Origin of the sequence: Bacillus sp. FSL R7-0646, from assembly GCF_037969865.1 — a bacterium.
In the GTDB taxonomy this organism is placed as follows: domain Bacteria; phylum Bacillota; class Bacilli; order Bacillales; family Bacillaceae; genus Bacillus; species Bacillus licheniformis.
Map to the genome: position 1 here is coordinate 1041256 of NZ_CP150217.1, position 17194 is coordinate 1058449.

The 17194-nt window shown below is 47.2% G+C and carries 17 protein-coding genes; 7 read left to right on the top strand and 10 right to left on the bottom strand.

Going from position 1 to position 17194, the window contains the following annotated elements; genetic code table 11:
* Nucleotides 1-85: 85 nt before the first annotated feature.
* Nucleotides 86-1840, top strand: a complete 1755-nt coding sequence (locus tag MKY62_RS05205) for an ABC transporter transmembrane domain-containing protein (protein WP_003180187.1) — start codon at nucleotides 86-88, stop codon at nucleotides 1838-1840.
* Complete coding sequence (locus MKY62_RS05210; RefSeq protein ID WP_009328964.1) at nucleotides 1837-3855, top strand: ABC transporter ATP-binding protein; 2019 nt, start codon at nucleotides 1837-1839, stop codon at nucleotides 3853-3855. The genes MKY62_RS05205 and MKY62_RS05210 overlap by 4 nt, the downstream gene beginning before the upstream one ends.
* Before the next feature lie 19 nt (nucleotides 3856-3874).
* Here MKY62_RS05210 and MKY62_RS05215 read toward each other — a convergent pair whose 3' ends face one another.
* The 3 genes from MKY62_RS05215 to MKY62_RS05225 form a co-directional block, all read right to left on the bottom strand.
* Nucleotides 3875-4498 (bottom strand): NAD(P)H-binding protein, encoded by a 624-nt coding sequence (locus MKY62_RS05215; RefSeq protein ID WP_011201600.1) that lies wholly within the window; start codon nucleotides 4496-4498, stop codon nucleotides 3875-3877.
* A gap of 20 nt (nucleotides 4499-4518) precedes the next feature.
* The gene (locus MKY62_RS05220; protein ID WP_003180193.1) at nucleotides 4519-4662 is read right to left on the bottom strand and encodes a hypothetical protein; all 144 of its coding nucleotides are present in this window, start codon (nucleotides 4660-4662) and stop codon (nucleotides 4519-4521) included.
* 169 nt (nucleotides 4663-4831) lie between these two features.
* Nucleotides 4832-5035: an alpha/beta-type small acid-soluble spore protein gene (locus tag MKY62_RS05225; RefSeq protein WP_003180196.1), complete on the bottom strand. Its 204-nt coding sequence runs from the start codon at nucleotides 5033-5035 to the stop codon at nucleotides 4832-4834.
* Nucleotides 5036-5270: 235 nt separating this feature from the next.
* Between MKY62_RS05225 and MKY62_RS05230 the strand changes: the two genes are divergently transcribed.
* Nucleotides 5271-5495, top strand: a complete 225-nt coding sequence (locus MKY62_RS05230; RefSeq protein WP_003180197.1) for a hypothetical protein — start codon at nucleotides 5271-5273, stop codon at nucleotides 5493-5495.
* 45 nt (nucleotides 5496-5540) lie between these two features.
* On the opposite strand, the gene ugpC is transcribed toward MKY62_RS05230, so the two are convergent.
* The 5 genes from ugpC to MKY62_RS05255 all read right to left on the bottom strand — a co-directional run bounded on the left by ugpC (nucleotide 5541) and on the right by MKY62_RS05255 (nucleotide 10465).
* Nucleotides 5541-6647 (bottom strand): sn-glycerol-3-phosphate ABC transporter ATP-binding protein UgpC, encoded by a 1107-nt coding sequence (gene ugpC / locus MKY62_RS05235; RefSeq protein ID WP_003180198.1) that lies wholly within the window; start codon nucleotides 6645-6647, stop codon nucleotides 5541-5543.
* Between the two features lie 115 nt (nucleotides 6648-6762).
* The gene (locus MKY62_RS05240) at nucleotides 6763-7644 is read right to left on the bottom strand and encodes a helix-turn-helix domain-containing protein (RefSeq protein ID WP_003180200.1); all 882 of its coding nucleotides are present in this window, start codon (nucleotides 7642-7644) and stop codon (nucleotides 6763-6765) included.
* An 18-nt stretch (nucleotides 7645-7662) separates the two neighbouring features.
* Nucleotides 7663-7881, bottom strand: coding sequence for a YheE family protein (locus MKY62_RS05245; RefSeq protein ID WP_170865385.1), 219 nt, complete (start codon nucleotides 7879-7881; stop codon nucleotides 7663-7665).
* Nucleotides 7882-8024: 143 nt separating this feature from the next.
* A complete protein-coding gene (locus MKY62_RS05250) occupies nucleotides 8025-9383 on the bottom strand; it encodes a YheC/YheD family protein (RefSeq protein ID WP_003180205.1) in 1359 nt (452 codons plus the stop codon).
* Entirely contained in the window at nucleotides 9380-10465 is a 1086-nt protein-coding gene (locus tag MKY62_RS05255; RefSeq protein WP_003180207.1) for a YheC/YheD family protein, read from the bottom strand. The genes MKY62_RS05250 and MKY62_RS05255 overlap by 4 nt, the downstream gene beginning before the upstream one ends.
* 329 nt (nucleotides 10466-10794) lie before the next feature.
* Here MKY62_RS05255 and MKY62_RS05260 point away from each other — a divergent pair, with 329 nt between their 5' ends.
* From MKY62_RS05260 to MKY62_RS05275, 4 genes are all read left to right on the top strand, one after another.
* Nucleotides 10795-11925, top strand: a complete 1131-nt coding sequence (locus MKY62_RS05260) for a DUF445 family protein (RefSeq protein WP_016886436.1) — start codon at nucleotides 10795-10797, stop codon at nucleotides 11923-11925.
* A 122-nt stretch (nucleotides 11926-12047) separates the two neighbouring features.
* Nucleotides 12048-12401, top strand: coding sequence for a YlbF family regulator (locus MKY62_RS05265; RefSeq protein WP_016886435.1), 354 nt, complete (start codon nucleotides 12048-12050; stop codon nucleotides 12399-12401).
* A gap of 448 nt (nucleotides 12402-12849) precedes the next feature.
* A complete protein-coding gene (locus MKY62_RS05270) occupies nucleotides 12850-13713 on the top strand; it encodes a Cof-type HAD-IIB family hydrolase (protein WP_016886434.1) in 864 nt (287 codons plus the stop codon).
* Between the two features lie 143 nt (nucleotides 13714-13856).
* Complete coding sequence (locus MKY62_RS05275) at nucleotides 13857-15362, top strand: coproporphyrinogen III oxidase (RefSeq protein WP_020450779.1); 1506 nt, start codon at nucleotides 13857-13859, stop codon at nucleotides 15360-15362.
* A 79-nt stretch (nucleotides 15363-15441) separates the two neighbouring features.
* Here MKY62_RS05275 and MKY62_RS05280 read toward each other — a convergent pair whose 3' ends face one another.
* Nucleotides 15442-16653, bottom strand: a complete 1212-nt coding sequence (locus tag MKY62_RS05280) for a cation:proton antiporter (protein WP_016886432.1) — start codon at nucleotides 16651-16653, stop codon at nucleotides 15442-15444.
* Nucleotides 16654-16659: 6 nt separating this feature from the next.
* On the bottom strand, nucleotides 16660-17157 hold the full coding sequence (locus MKY62_RS05285) for a cation:proton antiporter regulatory subunit (RefSeq protein ID WP_003180220.1): 498 nt from the start codon (nucleotides 17155-17157) through the stop codon (nucleotides 16660-16662).
* Nucleotides 17158-17194: the final 37 nt, after the last annotated feature.

The following is a 17194-nucleotide window of genomic DNA, read 5'->3' on the forward strand; positions in this document are numbered from 1 at the left end:
AATTTTTTATGCCGAGTATCAGAAAAAACGAAATCAAAGATTGTAAGGAAAAACTTGAAGGCGGCTAAAAAAGGAGAGGATATCGATGTTTTCTGTTTTATGGAAGCTGGGCTGGTTTTTTAAAGCCTCATGGCGGCGCTACACGATAGCGGTCGTCCTATTGATTATTGTAAACGTATTGGAAATGTTTCCGCCGAAGCTGCTTGGCAACGCGATTGACGATATGCAGGCGGGCACTTTTTCCAAGGCCGGCATGCTCGGCTATATCGGTTTATTTCTTGCGCTTGGCGCAGTTGTTTATACCCTGTCCTATTATTGGATGTATCAGCTGTTTGGGGGAGCGAACCTGGTCGAAAAAATTCTCAGATCCAAGCTGATGGGCCATTTGCTGAAAATGACGCCGTCTTTTTACGAGAAGAACCGCACAGGGGATTTGATGGCGAGGGCGACAAATGATTTAAAAGCAATTTCCATGACGGCGGGCTTCGGCATTTTGACACTGGTCGATTCGACGATGTATATGCTGACGATCCTTTTAACGATGGGTTTTTTGATCAGCTGGAAACTGACGCTTGCTTCGATCATTCCGCTTCCGCTGATGGCCGCCGCCATCAGCATCTACGGGAAAAAAATTCATGAGCGTTTCACGGAAGCGCAGGATGCGTTTGGCGCTTTAAATGATCAAGTGCTCGAGTCCGTGTCAGGGGTAAGGGTGATCCGGGCCTATGTACAGGAGAAAAATGATGTCAGCCGGTTCAACAGCATGACGGCTGATGTGTACAAGAAAAATATGAAAGTCGCTTTGATCGATTCGCTGTTTGAACCGACGGTGAAGCTTTTGGTCGGGATCAGCTATTTAATCGGTCTTGGCTACGGCGCCTATCTTGTTTTCCGCAGCCAGCTGACATTGGGTGAACTCGTCTCTTTCAACGTGTACCTCGGCATGCTGATCTGGCCGATGTTTGCGATCGGAGAGCTGATCAATGTCATGCAGAGGGGAAATGCTTCGCTTGACAGGGTAAATGAAACATTGGCATATGAGCCTGATGTGAGAGAGCCCGCTGAACCCGAAGCAGCGGAGCCGGGCGATATTGTGTTTGACGGGGTCACTTTTACGTATCCGAGCTCTGCGTCGGAAAACCTGGCCGATATTTCATTTACCGTATTAGAAGGACAGACGGTCGGAATCGTCGGAAAGACGGGGAGCGGCAAAACGACATTAGTCAAGCAGCTGCTGAGGCAGTATCCGCAAGGAAAAGGAACGATCACCATTTCGGGCGTGCCCATTGAACGTCTGCCGCTTGATCAGCTCCGCAGCTGGATCGGGTATGTGCCACAGGACCACGTGCTGTTTTCAAAATCAGTGAAAGACAATATTTTGTTCGGCGGACACCTCGCTGAAGAACGCGATTTGCACGCCGTCATCTCTGCAGCACATCTGAAAAAGGATATTGAGATGCTTTCAGACGGCTTGGAGACAATGGTCGGAGAGAAGGGAGTCGCTTTATCCGGGGGGCAGAAACAGCGGATTTCAATTGCGAGAGCGATGATTGCGGAGCCCCATATTTTAATTTTGGATGATTCGCTGTCCGCTGTCGACGCGAAAACGGAAGCGGCGATTATTGAAAACATCCGCAGCAGACGGAAAGGCAAAACGACGTTTATTACATCACACCGGATGTCGGCTGTCGAACACGCCGATTTCATTCTCGTCATGGAGGATGGAAGGATCGTTGAGAGAGGGACGCATCAAGAACTGATCGGCCGGAAAGGCTGGTATTTTGAACAATATGAAGCACAGCAGCTTCCTTCGGGAGAAGAAGGGGGCACTGTAGCATGACAACAGGAAAAAGGCTTTTCCAATATGCGCTTCTTTATAAAAAAATTCTCATCTGGGCGCTCGTCATGCTGACGATCGCCGTCACAGCCGAGCTGACTGGGCCGATGATCGCCAAAAAGATGATCGACGATCATATTCTCGGAATTGAAAAAACGTGGTATGAAACGACAGAGAACTCGAAATATACTGTTTCCTACAAAGGAAAGGAATATATCAGGGAAGACAGGACAGACCCTTCAGCTGAAAAGCTGCAGGAAGTTCACATCTTTCAAGTCGGTATGAACTACTACTTTGTGGGGAAACCGGTTTCCTTTGACGGGGAGCGGACGGTTTCCGGGGGAGAGCTGAGAATGACGAGCGGAGACCGGACGGAAACCTACAAGGCCGATCGCCTGTCTTTGTCTGAAGTGTATGCTTTTTACGAGCCTGAAATAGGAGGGCTGATCTCGCTCGTTTCTATTTATTTCGGCCTTCTCATTTTCTCGATCTTTTTCCATTACGGCCAATTCTACCTCTTGCAGATGAGCGCAAACCGCATCATTCAAAAGATGAGACAGGATGTATTCGCCAACATTCAAAGGCTTCCTATCCGCTATTTTGATAATTTGCCGGCAGGAAAAATCGTTGCAAGGGTAACGAATGATACCGAAGCGATCCGCGATCTGTATGTGACCGTTCTTTCGACGTTTGTTACAAATATCATTTATATGGCCGGAATATTCGCCGCACTGTTTTTCCTTGATGTCAGGCTGGCCGGCGTCTGTCTGTTGATTGTGCCCCTGATTGTCATTTGGGCTGCTGTTTATCGAAAATTCGCTTCAGGCTACAATCATAAACTTAGGTCAATCAACAGCGAGATCAACGCCAAAATGAATGAATCGATTCAAGGCATGACGATTATTCAGGCATTCCGGCGCGGACAGGACACAAAAGAAGAATTTGAACAGCTGAATGACAGCCACTTTCATTACCAAAATAAAATGCTGAAATTAAACTCGCTTATGTCCCACAACTTGGTCAACATTCTGAGAAATGTGATGTTCACCGCTCTAATATGGTATTTCGGGGGAGCTGCCCTGAACGCGGAAGGAATGATTTCAATCGGCGTACTCTATGCATTCGTCGATTACTTGAATCGTTTATTTCAGCCGATTACGGGCATCGTCAACCAGTTTGCCAAGCTTGAATTGGCGCGCGTATCATCGGAGCGGGTTTTCCGCCTGCTGGATGAGCCGGGCGTCGATGTCAAAGAGCCGAGCAGCGAAAGAGCGCGGGGGCGAGTCGTGTTTGAGGATGTATCATTTCGCTATCATGACGGTGAAGATGTGCTGAAAAACATCTCTTTTGAAGCGAAGCAAGGGGAGACCGTTGCATTGGTCGGGCATACGGGCTCAGGCAAAAGCTCAATCATGAATGTTCTTTTCCGCTTTTACGATATTGAAAAGGGCGATGTCAAAATCGACGGCAGAAGCATATATGATATGTCAAGGCAGGAAATCAGAAAGCATATGGGCATCGTTCTCCAGGATCCTTACTTATTTTCCGGCACGATTGCTTCAAATGTCAGCCTTGACAATGCTGATATTACTAGAGAGCAAATAGAAGACGCCTTGAAACAGGTCGGGGCTCTTGAGGTGCTCGCCCGTCTGCCGAAAGGCCTTGACGAGCCGGTCATCGAAAAAGGAAGCACCCTTTCTTCAGGAGAAAGGCAGCTGATCTCGTTTGCCCGTGCGCTGGCATACGATCCGGCTATTCTTATTTTAGACGAGGCGACGGCCCATATCGATACCGAAACAGAAGCGGTCATTCAAAAAGCGCTTGACGTCGTCAAACAAGGGCGCACAACCTTTATCATCGCCCACAGGCTGTCAACGATCAAAAACGCCGACCAGATTCTGGTGCTTGAAAAAGGCCGGATTATCGAAAGGGGAAATCATGAAGAGCTGATGAAGCAAAAAGGCCAATACTATCAAATGTATGAACTGCAAAAGGGGAAAGGAACCCTGATAGGGTAAGCCGGATCTTCACCCGGCCTTAATAAGCGAGCCCCACCCTCGCCTTGACAAACTGGTCAGACTCTAGCTGTGTAAAAAGAAAATGGGCGGTGTCGCCGGTGGATATTTCTCTTCCGCCGGGCGGCAGAACATCCTGTTCAAAACGGTATGTCTTCAATGCCGGCCCATCGGGGAGATACGTCGGGCAGACGATCGTCCAATCCAGATCAGATTCGCGGAGCCGTTCGTACACACGGGCATGTTCTTGAGCTGCGCGCGTAGAGCGCCGTTTTGATTCGTTTGTTTCAAAGCGGTAAAGGGCCGGGTTCTGCCTTGCGTTTAAAATGCCGGCGGTTCCGATGGTAATCAGCCGTTTGATCCGATGTACGTTCATGGCGTTTATGATGTGTTCGATGGAGACGGTCAATGTATCGTCTCCATCTGTGTTTAAACAGCTGACAACGATATCGCAATCTTTTATTAAAGACTCGACGTCATGCCGGTTCCTGGCGTTTCCTATATGTGCTTGGCATAAATCCGGAATGCGGGCGCCTTCCGTCCTCCGGACAAGTGCGTTAACGGAATGGTGCCCATCCTCTTCAACAAAATTGAGAAAGGCCTGTCCGACACGGCCTGTACCTCCAAAAAGCGCAATCTTCAACATGATCACTCCCATCGGATCTATCATACGTCAGATCGTCCGGAAGAAAAAGCCCCGCGTAAACAAAAGGTTCCATGATAAGGACGGACATTTGAGACATACTCATTCAATAGAGAAATCCCGACAAATTGAATCAATTCCCAATTGATGCTCAACATCAGCTGCATGCCGACCCCTCCTTTATACCAGCATATGAAAAAAGGAGAAGCGGGTGCGGGCTTTCACAAGATATGCCAGAGGGGAGGCCCCCGTGATGGTAATGAATGAGAAGGTTTGCCGAAAAGCTAAAGAAGGTGCAGTATATGCACCTTCTGTTATCCATGAATATGAAGTTGTTTAAAATTGTTGACCGCCCATAGATGCTTGAGCTTGGGAAACTAAACGTTTTGTAATTTCTCCGCCGACAGAACCGTTTGCACGGGAAGTCGTGTCAGCGCCAAGGTTTACGCCGAACTCAGAAGCGATTTCGAATTTCATTTGTTCGATCGCTTGCGCTGCTCCTGGGACAAGCAGTTGATTTGAAGAATTTTGATTAGCCATTTGTCATCAAACTCCTTTATAAAAATGGTATGGTTGGGCTGACTGGAGTTGCACCAGCTGACGGCTTCCACCGATAGAAAACCGCTGCCTTCTCGGCTAAAGCCCAATGTTGGTTTGTACTACGTATTATGGTGGATTCAATAAAATAAATGCGCGTTTCAATCTGGTAAATGTTGAAAGACGAAAAGGTTATGATTGGGGCAAGCTAAGGAAAAAAGCCAGGAGGATGAAGAAGATGATGTGTCCAGTGTGCAACGGGATTCTCGTCCAGACGAGGCATTGTCCGAAGTGCGGCGGGGAAATGGCGGACGCCGGGAGAGCAACCGATTTTTTCGGTCCTTACAGTCCGTACATGGAGTTCGATTCATTTAAACAAACGCAAACCGCGTGCGTTCATTTATATACGTGCCAAGACTGCACTTATGAAGAAACCGTTGAAATTGAAACGACCGAAGCATAGCTGCATAGAGAGCCGCAGCATGCTTCGGTCATGTTTGAAACTGTGTTATCCTTCAGAGCGGATGCGGAGCTCCGTTTCTTTATCAAAAAAGTGAGCTTTATTCATGTCAAGCGCCAGTGGAATCGTATCGCCGGCCTGAACGTCGGTCCTTGAATCGACTCTGGCGATAAACGGCTGAGTGCCGGCCTGCGAATAAAGCATCGTTTCCGCGCCCATCAGCTCGGCTACCTCAATTTTCGCATCGACTTTCGAGTCTTTTGACGCTTCAATGAAAACAGGTTCATCATGGATATCTTCAGGCCTGATTCCCATGATGATTTCCTTGCCGACATAACCCTGGCCGCGCAGAACTTTCATTTTTCCTTCCGGCACGCGAACCGAAACGCCGTCGAATGTAAACATGTCTTCTTTCAGAGTGCCGGTAAAGAAGTTCATTGCAGGAGACCCGATAAAGCCGCCGACAAACACGTTTTCCGGATTTTCGTAGACTTCCTTCGGCGCCCCGACCTGCTGGATGATTCCGTCTTTCATGACGACGAGCCGCGTAGCCATCGTCATCGCTTCCGTCTGGTCGTGGGTGACATAGATGGTCGTCGTCTGCAGACGCTGATGAAGCTTTGTGATTTCCGCGCGCATTTGTACGCGCAATTTGGCATCAAGGTTTGATAGCGGCTCATCCATCAAGAACACCTTTGCATCCCGAACAATTGCCCGGCCTAAGGCGACGCGCTGGCGCTGTCCGCCGGAAAGCGCTTTTGGCTTTCTATCCAAATATTGTTCAAGGCCCAGAATTTTGGCCGCTTCATGGACACGCCGTTTGATTTCATCCTTCGGAAACTTCCGCAGCTTCAAGCCGAAAGCCATATTGTCATAGACGTTCATGTGCGGATACAGGGCATAGTTTTGGAATACCATCGCAATGTCGCGGTCTTTAGGAGCGACATCATTCATCCGTTTGCCGTCGATTGTGAATTCGCCATCCGTAATTTCCTCAAGGCCTGCGATCATTCTGAGCGTTGTCGACTTGCCGCAGCCTGACGGTCCGACAAAGACGATAAATTCCTTATCCTCGATATGAAGATTAAAATTATCCACAGCCGTAACTTTGTTGTCATACACTTTGTATATCCGATCGAGCACGAGTTCCGCCATTTTTTCTCCCCCTCTTTTATGTAAGCGCTTTAACTGATTTAAGTTTATAAAAAACGGCAGGGCGGTGTAAATGGACATGGTGCACAATTTCTTTTCGTGCATATTGCTGAAGCCGCTAAAGGAGATGCATCATCAAATAAACAGCGGCTGCTTCTTCAAACTGTCTGATGTCAATTGCAGTCCGTTCGATAAATTTATCAATTCTGTACTGCAGGCTGTTTCGGTGGATAAACAAACGTTTGGCTGTAAGAGAGGCATTCAGGTTGCATCTCATATACGTTTTGATGGTCAGGGATGTCTCGGGATCAGACAGCGCTTCTCTTACGGCGTCCGAAAATGAAGAAGCATGAACCCGCTCCGGTTTTGCCGTCAAAAAAGACGGGAGGCACTGGCAAAACGTGGCGACGTTTCCGATGTCACCCGCTTCCAGCATGTAATGAAACATTTGTTTTTCAAAGCGGATTTTGCCTTGAAGCGATCCGTTGACTGGATGAAGCTGGCCGCTGAAAAACACAGGAGTTGCCATGAAATCGCTTGTCAGTGCATCCGCAAGCTCGGACAGCTCTTTTTTTGCGAGAAACGGTGAAGGATTTTCGTGGACGATAACGGCTTCATGCCGGTCGTACCATACAACAAGCGGGTCTTTAAAAAAGCCGCTGACCGCTTCTTTAATCGCCTGTCTTTCTTCAGGGGCATGCTCCATTTTAAAAAAATGGCCTTGAATCAGCTGAATGTTTCCCGGGTTTTGGAGGGGGGCATCGCAAAAGAAATATTCGTGCCATTCTTTCTCCCGCTTTGTCAGCTGCTGCGGACGATGCGGTTCTGAAAAAGGCCGGAATAGGCAATAGAGCAGCTCTTTTTCCCGGTCGGTGACCGCGCTTTTCAAAACGCCGAAAGTTTCGCCTTCGTCGGTTTGAAACCATAATGCATCGTGCTTTGAAACAGCCTTAGATCCAACCATCCGTTCACCGTAAAGCGTCTTTAATTTCTCCAGCATACGTCAACGTCCTTTTCTTTACTCGTAAATATGGAAGAGCATTAATTCATGAATTTCGCTTTTCAGGGAAGGCTCGTCATCATGCGGGGGATAGGTGCTGCCCCACTCGATTTCCCCCGATTTATGATAAATTCCTTCATAATGAATCCCTTTATGATAAAACGATATTTTCCAGCCGGGAAGCCTTTCTTTTTTAAACAGCGGCTTCCATTGAAAGTGAGAAATCATTAACGCCACGCTCCTTCATTGATTTCAGGTGGGCAAAATCCAGCGAGCAGACTAAACGTTGATTTGTTATCATTGTATCTCATTCACAGAAAAGATCATAGATTCTTTTCAAATGGAGATTTTCAAAAAAATACCGTGAAGAAGCAGATTCTTCACGGCTTGAGGTCATGCCACATGTCCTCCGGATTAAGGATTGACTGTTCGGTTAAATAAGAAGCATATTCAAAGCTTCTTTTCTTCGTTAAGCGGCTGACAGATGCCAGACGGGGATGGGAGAAGATTCCTCGGCCGGGCCGGGAGTTGGCTTCAAACAGCCACACCTTTCCCGAACGGTCCAATCCCAGGTCAAAGCCGATTTCTCCGATGAAACCGTCAAGCTTTTCGTCAAGGACCCGGCTGAGAAGGACCGCCGCTTTTGTCAGCTTTTGCAGAGTGTGAAGCCTTTCCTGAGGATCATCATAAATCTCTGCAAGTGTTTTCACGGCGCCGCCGCTCGACATATGGGTTGTAATTCCGTCCTTTCCAGCGATTTTGGCCGCGATGGCTGTGACGGTCCATTGACCTTTTCCGTTTTTGTTTGTATGAACCCTGAAATCTGCCGGGTGATGATCCACTTCGATCCGTTCGATGCCTTGCTGGGCAAGATAAGAAGTATGTTTGTGAAGCATCTGCCATTCTTTTAAACATTCAGCAGCGGACGAAAAAGATGTGACGCCTTCGGCATGTCTGGCAAGAATACCGTTTTCTTCCCGTTTTGAAAGCTGGAATATGCCTTTGCCGAAACTGCCGCCGGCGGGCTTTACATAAATGAAGCCGTATTGGTCGATCATGTCTTCGATTTTATCGGCATCGGGCTCCAATGCCGAAAATGGAAGCAATTCCGCTGTCCTCTCGTCTTGCTGCAGACATTCATAGATCTCCCATTTATTAAAGAAGCCCGGATTGAACCACGGAATGCGGTATTCATCCATAAGCCGTTTTTTTGTTTCCCGCAAGGCGGAGGATTCTTCGGCTTTGCGGTTCGGCAGTCTGTCGTATACAACATTAGGCAGCGGGACTATGGCCTCCTCCCAGCCGTTTTCCCTGAAAATGAGAGCCTGCACCGTGCCTTCTTCCCAATTAATCTGGTGCGCCCCGAACAGATAGCTGTAGCCTCCTGCCGGGAGATCCATCGTCAAAAGCTTCGAAAAAAATAAAGACCTTCCTCTGACAGGATCCAGCTGCGATTTTGTGAAACCGGCGGTGAAAATCCCGATTAAAGGCCCGATATAGACGGTATTGTCGCGAAAAAGCAGGGAGGCTTTGCCGCGGTACGGAATCCGCAGGTTTTTGTACAGATTTTCGGATAATAAAACGGTGCGCTTCAAATGGCTGTCAAATGAGACATGGCACCGTTCAACACTCGTACCGAAAGCGGCGAATAACAGACCGTCCTGTTTGAAAGAAGCGGGCAGGAGCATCGTGTTTTCACTCGTCTGGTGGATGCCGACCGTCAGCGGTTGACCGGTCATCTTTTCTCAGCCCCTTTCGCGCCGGCTGAAGCCGTTAAGAATGAGCAGTACTCCAAAGGACCTTTATACAAAAGCTCCCTTTTTTCAGGAGAGTGCTTGATAAAAGCGTGTTTTCCGGGCTTTGAGTTGACATCCAGCAGCCAGACTTTTCCGTCTTTTGTCAGGCAGATATCAAGGCCGAGCTCGAATAATGGCCCGTGATTTGATTCAAGCGCCAGGGGAACGGCCTGCGCCATTGTCTCTAAATCATCGAGAAGGACGGCCTGGCGCTTTTTCGGCACGGATAAAAGCCAGCTGTCAAAGCTCACCGCCTCAGAGCCACCGGCCAGGTTTGCAAGCAGTCCATGCTGATAGCTCCGCCTTACCGTTTTACCGGCTGTTTCCCATTCGCCATAGCCGTTTTTCTGTAGCAGCAATCTGATATCACAAGGAAAACCGTCCTTGTCTTGAATATCGAGGAACGATTGCAGCAGATAGCGGTGCTGAAGAACTTTTTGGCACCACGTTTCAAATGAGGCCTGTTTCGAAAATGATTTCAGCTGTTTGTGTTTTCCGGTTTGGTAGGCTGCCTTTACCGTTTTTCCCGTAAGCTCAAGATGAATGATGCCGCGGCCTCCTGATCCGGATGCAGGCTTCAAGATGCATGATTTTTCTTTTGCAAGCTTGCGCAGGATATCCTGGGCATTTTCTGCAATCGTTGTTGCAGGAAGGTAGGACTTGATGACGGGATCGGCTTTCAATGCTTTGTAAACCGTCCATTTGTCAGGAAGTCCAAGTCCTAAAAATGTCGTTTTAGGATACTTTTTGAGCCATTCGACAATCGGTTTTGCTTTTTTCGATTGCTGATCTCTGCCGTAAAAGCAGCGGTCATAGATCAATTCCGGGATTTCTCTTTCAATTTCATTCCACTGTCCTGACTTCGGGTGAAAGGAGAGCCCTTTCACAAGCAGGGAACCGGGGGAAATATCCAGGGGGGTGAACCGGATAAATCGGATTCCGTAGTCCGAAGCCACTTTGGCCAGTTCTTCGGCATAGGCTTTTTCATGTCCGTGCGACAGCGACATAAATCCAAGCGTGATCATGATTATACCTCCTTCATGAAAAACAAGGCTTAACAGGCTGAGACTGTCAAACTTCGGGCAAACTTTAATATATAGACTTCTGTTTCATGATACGCTTGAGATTGCAGAAATAGGCTTTTGTAAATTGGAAATGATTAAAAATTTTAGAGCGCCCTTTATACAATTGCCATCTGACCCATTGTATTTTGAAGCGGCTTGCTCCATTCCGTTATTTGCCCGTCTTTTATTCAGCTACTATAATAACGTTAGGCAAGACGGTGAGGATCATCGTCAAGACACACGCTGTACAGCTATGATGTCAGGTAAAAAGGAAGGCAGTTGAAAAGAACATGTATGTATTTGGAATTTTTGCCGTTATGATTGCAGTCGGTGCACTTATCGGCGCTGTAACGAATCATTTTGCGATTAAAATGCTTTTTCGCCCCTATAAAGCGATCTACATATTTGGAAAGCGGGTACCTTTTACGCCCGGATTAATTCCGAAAAGGCGCGATGAATTGGCGAGACAGATGGGACAGATGGTCACAGGCCATCTGCTGACTACAGAAGGGCTCAAAAAAAGGCTTGCATCCGATGCGGTCAAAAGCCAGGCGGTGCAGGTTGGAGAGAGGCTTTTGGCCCGCCTCTCGCAATCAACGGCCACCGTTGAAGAAGCATTGGAAAGCATCGGGATTTCAAACCCCGCCCAAAAAGCGGATCGAGCGGTATCCAGATTGGCGGATGAGAAGCTGTCCGCATTTTTAGAGGCGTATGAGAATGAACCGCTGAAAAAGCTTTTCCCTCTTGAGGCTCAAGAAAAGCTGAAAGAAAAAATTCCGATGGTGTCCGGCTATATTTTAAGCCGGGCTGTCACCTACTTTGAAAGCGACGAAGGAAAGGAACGCCTCGGACATATGATTGACGATTTTTTGAAAGAACGGGGCATGCTCGGCAGCATGGTGCAGATGTTTTTAGGCAACAGCAGTCTGGTTGACCGCGTTCAGCCGGAGATTGTGAAGTTTTTAAAGAACGGCGAGACCGCGCGTCTTTTAACGGATCTGCTTGAAAACGAATGGGACAAGCTGAAAGAATATACGTTCAAGGAAGCGGATGACAAATGGAATCTCAAATCTCTCATTTTCGATTTGAAGGAAAAGCTTTTGAAACGATTCTCGCTTCAGCCGTTTTTCGAAAAAACGATCGGCTCCTCTATTGCCAGTGTTGAGCGGGAGATCGCTTTGCGCCTGCCGCAGATCGCCGACCGGCTTCTCGAAGAGGCGGGCCGCCGCCTGGATCAAGTGCTCAAGCAGCTGGAGCTCGAGCAAATCGTCAAGGAACAGGTGGACAACTTCCCTGTTGAACGTCTTGAAGAAATGGTGCTGTCCATTTCCAAGCGGGAGTTCAAAATGATCACGTATTTAGGCGGTCTGCTTGGCGGAATTATCGGAGCCGTGCAAGCCATCTTTGTGATTTTGATCTGAGGCTGAAGACGGCCTGTTCAAACGGAATTATCGTATAACTGTGAAAAACGCTCCATAGTTTGTTATAGTGGAGTGGTGCCGATTCCATAAGAAGAATACAGGCAGGAAAGGAGCGGATCAGGATGACGGTCAATTTACATGACTCGGCTTATGACTTGGGGCAAGCCTTGCGACAAAGCGATGAATATTCCCGATTGAAAAATCTTTATGATGAGGTGAATGGCGACCCATCTGCTAAAAAGATGTTTGATAACTTTCGCGATATTCAAATGAACCTTCAGCAAAAACAGATGAACGGCGAAGACATCACACAGGAAGAAGTCGAACAAGCGCAAAAATCCGTGGCGCTCGTCCAGCAGCATGATAAAATCTCGCAGCTGATGGAAGCGGAACAGCGGATGAGCATGCTGATTGCTGAATTAAACAAAATCATCATGAAGCCTTTGGAAGAGCTTTACGGAAACCCAGAGAGCTGATAAAAAATCCCCCCTTGTCAAGGCAAGAGGGGATTTTTTCACTAAGTGAACAAATAACGTTCATAAAGATTTAAAAAAAGACTTGTCAATTCATGAAATAGTTGCGATAATACTAAATGTAAGTGCTTTCATTTTTTTGCCGGGATACGATCATGAAAAACGGACTGGCGGCAAAATGATAAGGGGTATAGAGGAAATTAACAGACTGAAAGCACGTCTGCTGGTCAAATAAAGGGGTTATCAATATACGGTGAATTGAACGAAAGGGGCGTTGAATTCACTGTTTTGAATATGAGGGAGAATCATGATCGTATCCACAAGATGCGAAGTAAAAAGTCTGTGAAAACAGGCTTTTTTTAGTATGTGCATCAAGAGGGCTGTTCTAAAAAAAGGGATCGGGACATATCCTCTATAACAGATTCAGTCATCAAAGAAGGGGGACCTCCTGGTGTCAAAACAAATGCTTGCGCTGAATATAGACGGAACGCTGCTTCGGACAAACGGACGGCTTCATCCCGCAACGAAGGAAGCGATCGAATATGCAAAGAAGAAAGGTGTATATGTTACGCTTGTGACGAACAGACATTTTCGCTCCGCTCAAAAAATCGCCAAATCTTTAAAGCTGGATACGAAGCTGATTACGCACAGCGGAGCCATCATAGCGGACAAAATCGACGATCCTTTATTAGAAAAAAGGATTTCCGAAGAACAGACATTTAACCTTGTTCAAATACTGGAAAGCTATGATTGCAATATCAGAATCCTCCATGAAAAATATTCGATTGGAAACCGGAAAAAAACGAATTCAAACCTGCTGGGGAAAACGATGATTCACCCGTCTGACCCGATTTTTTATCCCGTCCAGTTTGTCGATTCGCTGAGCGATATGCTGATGGATGAACCGGTCAGCGCACCGGTGATCGAGGTTTATTGCTCAACAGGACAGTCCGAAGAAATCAGGCAGACGATCACAAATGCATTTCCTCTCGTCGACATCATTGGAGCGGGGGAAAAAATGCTGATTGTCCATAAAGGGGTTTCCAAAGAAGCAGGCTTGACGATGCTCGCCGCCGACCTCGGTCTAAAAATGGAAGATGTCGTTGCGATCGGCCATGAAATCGACGACCTCCCGATGATCGAGCTTGCCGGACTCGGAGTCGCAATGGGCAATGCTCCTCAGAAAGTCAAACAAAAAGCGGATTGGGTGACGCGCTCCAATGATGAACAGGGCGTCGCTTATATGATTAAAGAATACTTCAGAATGCAGCAAAGCAAAGGGTTTCTTAAAAAATTCCATATTAAAAAAGTCTGATTCTGATAGAATCCCCGCTTTCAACTCGAATGCGGGGATTATTCATTCATCGCTGCCACGTAGGAATGTTTGTTTCCCGGATTGATTTTGGCCATTTATTTTTGTACACTAAAGAAAGTTTTGAAACGAAAAAGGTGATGACATTGCGCATTTATATAGAAGGGCTCCAAGATGAAAGGTTCCAGAGACCGCTTGAGCATATAGCCAACTTATTCTTTGAAGAAAGCGAAGTCGCTTTTGGCGAAGAAGCGCCGGCAGACCTTGCGATCGTTCTCGGCTACGACCGGGAAGAGAACGGCGTCAAGGCTTCGGGTATGATAAAAGATACGGACATTAGAGCGGAATATGCCAAAAACATTGACCCCAAACTGACGGAAAAGGAAGCGTTTAAGCAGGTGAAAAATACCGTTTCCTACGTTTTTTTGAGCATGCTTCAGGAGCATACCGGAATCATTCAGAAATGGGGGATTCTCACCGGTGTTCGTCCGACAAAGCTGCTTCATAAAAAGCTGGAGAGCGGCATGCCAAAGGAAGAGGCACATGCCGAGCTGAAACGGGATTATTTAATTCACGACGAAAAAATCGAACTGATGCAAAACATCATTGACCGTCAGCTGAAAGCGGTACCCGATTTGTATGAGCTGAGTCAAGAAGTCAGCATTTACATCGGCATCCCGTTTTGTCCGACGAAGTGCGCCTACTGTACGTTTCCGGCGTATGCGATCAGAGGACAAGCCGGACGGGTCGGCTCATTTTTGTGGGGGCTTCACTATGAGATGCAAAAAATCGGCGAATGGCTCAAGGAGAACGATGTCAGAATAACGACCGTGTATTTCGGCGGCGGAACGCCGACAAGCATTACCGCTGAAGAAATGGATCTATTGTATGAAGAAATGTACCGTTCATTTCCCGATGTAAAAAACATCCGCGAGGTCACAGTTGAGGCTGGACGGCCCGATACGATCACAGAGGAAAAGCTCGCAGTCTTAAAAAAATGGAATATCGACCGAATTAGCATTAATCCGCAGTCTTACGAGAATGAAACGCTGAAAGCGATCGGACGCCACCATACGGTCGAAGAAACGATCGAAAAGTATCATCTGTCGCGAAATGCCGGCATGTCGAACATCAATATGGATTTGATCATCGGCCTTCCGGGCGAAGGGGTAAAAGAATTCAGAAACTCTCTTTCCGAAACCGAAAAATTAATGCCCGAATCATTGACCGTCCATACGCTGTCATTTAAGCGCGCGTCTGAAATGACGAAAAACAAGCATAAGTATAAGGTGGCTGACCGCGAGGAGATTGTCGCGATGATGGATGACGCTGTCTCGTGGACGAAACAGCACGGCTACCATCCCTACTATTTGTACAGGCAGAAAAACATTCTCGGCAACCTGGAGAATATAGGCTATTCCCTTCCCGGCCAGGAAAGCATCTATAACATCATGATCATGGAGGAAAAACAGACGATTATCGGGATCGGCTGCGGAGCTGCGAGCAAATTCGTCGATCCGGAAACGGGAAAGATCACACACTTCTCCAACCCGAAAGACCCGAAAACGTACAATGACAGATTTGAACACTATACAGAAGAAAAGCTTCGCTACCTGTCCGGGCTTTTTGACAAGAATGCCAAAGGCAGTTAAAAGGTTCGGTTTAAAACGGGACAGTCCCTGGGCAAAACGAAAGGAGACTTCGCCAATCCTGGCGAAGTCTCCTTTTCTGTCATCCACTTTGTTTTGTTTTGAATTTTTTCCACTTAAATATTTTGTTCAGCATTTGAAAAATCCGTTTTGATTCTTTTGTCAAAAGCGGCCCCAAAATTGCCAGGATCAGTACGTACAAAGCGGCAAACGGCTTTAATGTAACCGAAAGTCCGCCGGCGATTCCGAGGTTGGCGACAATGATCGAAAACTCGCCTCGTGAGACAATCGTTAAGCCTATATTGGATGAAGCTTTATGAGAAAGTCCGGCCCTTCTGCCTGCGATCATGCCGGCGATAAAGTTCCCGGCCAAGGTAAGGATGACAGCGCCGATTGAAAGCCATACCGCATCTCCCAGTGTAAACGGGTCGATGCTCAATCCGAAGCTGAAGAAAAACATTGCACCGAAGAAATCGCGAAACGGCACAACCAAATGCTCGATCCGGCTTGCATGTTCTGTCTCGGAAAACACGAGTCCGAGAAGCAGGGCGCCGATTGCTTCGGCAACGTGAATCGTTTCCGAAAAGCCGGCGACAAAGAACAGCAGCGCAAAGATCACGATAATAAAGACTTCGTTTGAACGGATATCAAACAGCCGATTTAACAATTTTGGCAGCTTCCTGGCAACGATAAAGAACAATATCATGTAGCCAAAAGCGATCAAAATCGAAAGCAGCGCCGATCCGACTGAAGTTGAGTCACCTAGGACGAGCCCCGAGACGACGGATAAATAAACGGCGAGAAAAATATCTTCGAACATAATGATTCCGAGAATCAGTTCGGTTTCCGGATTCGCTGTTCTCTTTAGGTCGACAAGTACTTTGGCGACAATCGCACTCGAAGAAATCGTAATAACCCCGGCGATGATCAGTACTTCGAGAAACTCGAAGCCCGCGATGACCCCGAACATGAGGCCTAAACTGAAGTTGATCAGAATATAAATGCTTCCTCCGACGGCGATGGACCGTCCTGATTTAATAAGCTTTCCGATCGAAAATTCTAGTCCGAGATAAAACAGTAAAAACAAGACGCCCATTCTGCCGAAAAAGGCGATGATCTCCGAGCTCTCGATAAACTTCAAGTTGATGATACCGATCGTCGGAGCGTGCGGGCCTACGATCATCCCCAGAACAATTAAAAAGGGAATGATCGAGAATTTAATCCGATTCGCAATTAAGGCAGCAATCGCGACAAGCAAGAGTGCGGTGCCGACTTCAAATACTAGATGATCCAAAGAGCATCACCCTTCCTTTCGGGAAAGAAAAGCCTGCTTCATTTCCTTGAGGTTTTTTCTTTCACCGGACAGGACGAGTGTATCATTTTCATCAAGAACGGAATCTGCCCCGGGATTCAAGAATTTTTCCTGATTCTTTTTAATGATCGCGATGACAGTGACGCCGTAGTTTTGCCTGACGTCGATTTCACCGAGAGTTTTGCCGACGGCATTTGCTCCTTTTTCGATTTTGAACCACTCGATGATCAGGTCGTTAAACGCCATTTCAATCGATTCAAGCGCCTGCGGCTTATAGACCATTCCGCCGAGGATGGCGGCGATCTGCCTTGCTTCGCTGTCATCAAGCGAGATGTTGGTCACGATTTCATCGGGATCTTCGTCGTCAAACCGATAGATTTCTCTTCTTCCGTCGTCATGAACGACAATCGTCATTTTTTCATGGTTTCTCATTTCTATTTCAAATTTTTTGCCGATACCCGGCAGATCACTTTCTTTAATATTCAATCATATCCCTCCAAAATAAATTTCCCCATTCGGCTGA

Coding starts and splice junctions, on each gene's coding strand:
- MKY62_RS05215 (WP_011201600.1), bottom strand. CDS start 4,498: ATGTTGAAGATTGCGCTTTTTGGAGGTACAGGCCGTGTCGGACAGGCC.
- MKY62_RS05240 (WP_003180200.1), bottom strand. CDS start 7,644: ATGCTGGAGAAATTAAAGACGCTTTACGGTGAACGGATGGTTGGATCT.
- MKY62_RS05220 (WP_003180193.1), bottom strand. CDS start 4,662: ATGCAGCTGATGTTGAGCATCAATTGGGAATTGATTCAATTTGTCGGG.
- MKY62_RS05225 (WP_003180196.1), bottom strand. CDS start 5,035: ATGGCTAATCAAAATTCTTCAAATCAACTGCTTGTCCCAGGAGCAGCG.
- MKY62_RS05205 (WP_003180187.1), top strand. CDS start 86: ATGTTTTCTGTTTTATGGAAGCTGGGCTGGTTTTTTAAAGCCTCATGG.
- MKY62_RS05265 (WP_016886435.1), top strand. CDS start 12,048: ATGACGGTCAATTTACATGACTCGGCTTATGACTTGGGGCAAGCCTTG.
- MKY62_RS05210 (WP_009328964.1), top strand. CDS start 1,837: ATGACAACAGGAAAAAGGCTTTTCCAATATGCGCTTCTTTATAAAAAA.
- MKY62_RS05255 (WP_003180207.1), bottom strand. CDS start 10,465: ATGATCACGCTTGGATTTATGTCGCTGTCGCACGGACATGAAAAAGCC.
- MKY62_RS05260 (WP_016886436.1), top strand. CDS start 10,795: ATGTATGTATTTGGAATTTTTGCCGTTATGATTGCAGTCGGTGCACTT.
- MKY62_RS05230 (WP_003180197.1), top strand. CDS start 5,271: ATGATGTGTCCAGTGTGCAACGGGATTCTCGTCCAGACGAGGCATTGT.
- MKY62_RS05250 (WP_003180205.1), bottom strand. CDS start 9,383: ATGACCGGTCAACCGCTGACGGTCGGCATCCACCAGACGAGTGAAAAC.
- ugpC (WP_003180198.1), bottom strand. CDS start 6,647: ATGGCGGAACTCGTGCTCGATCGGATATACAAAGTGTATGACAACAAA.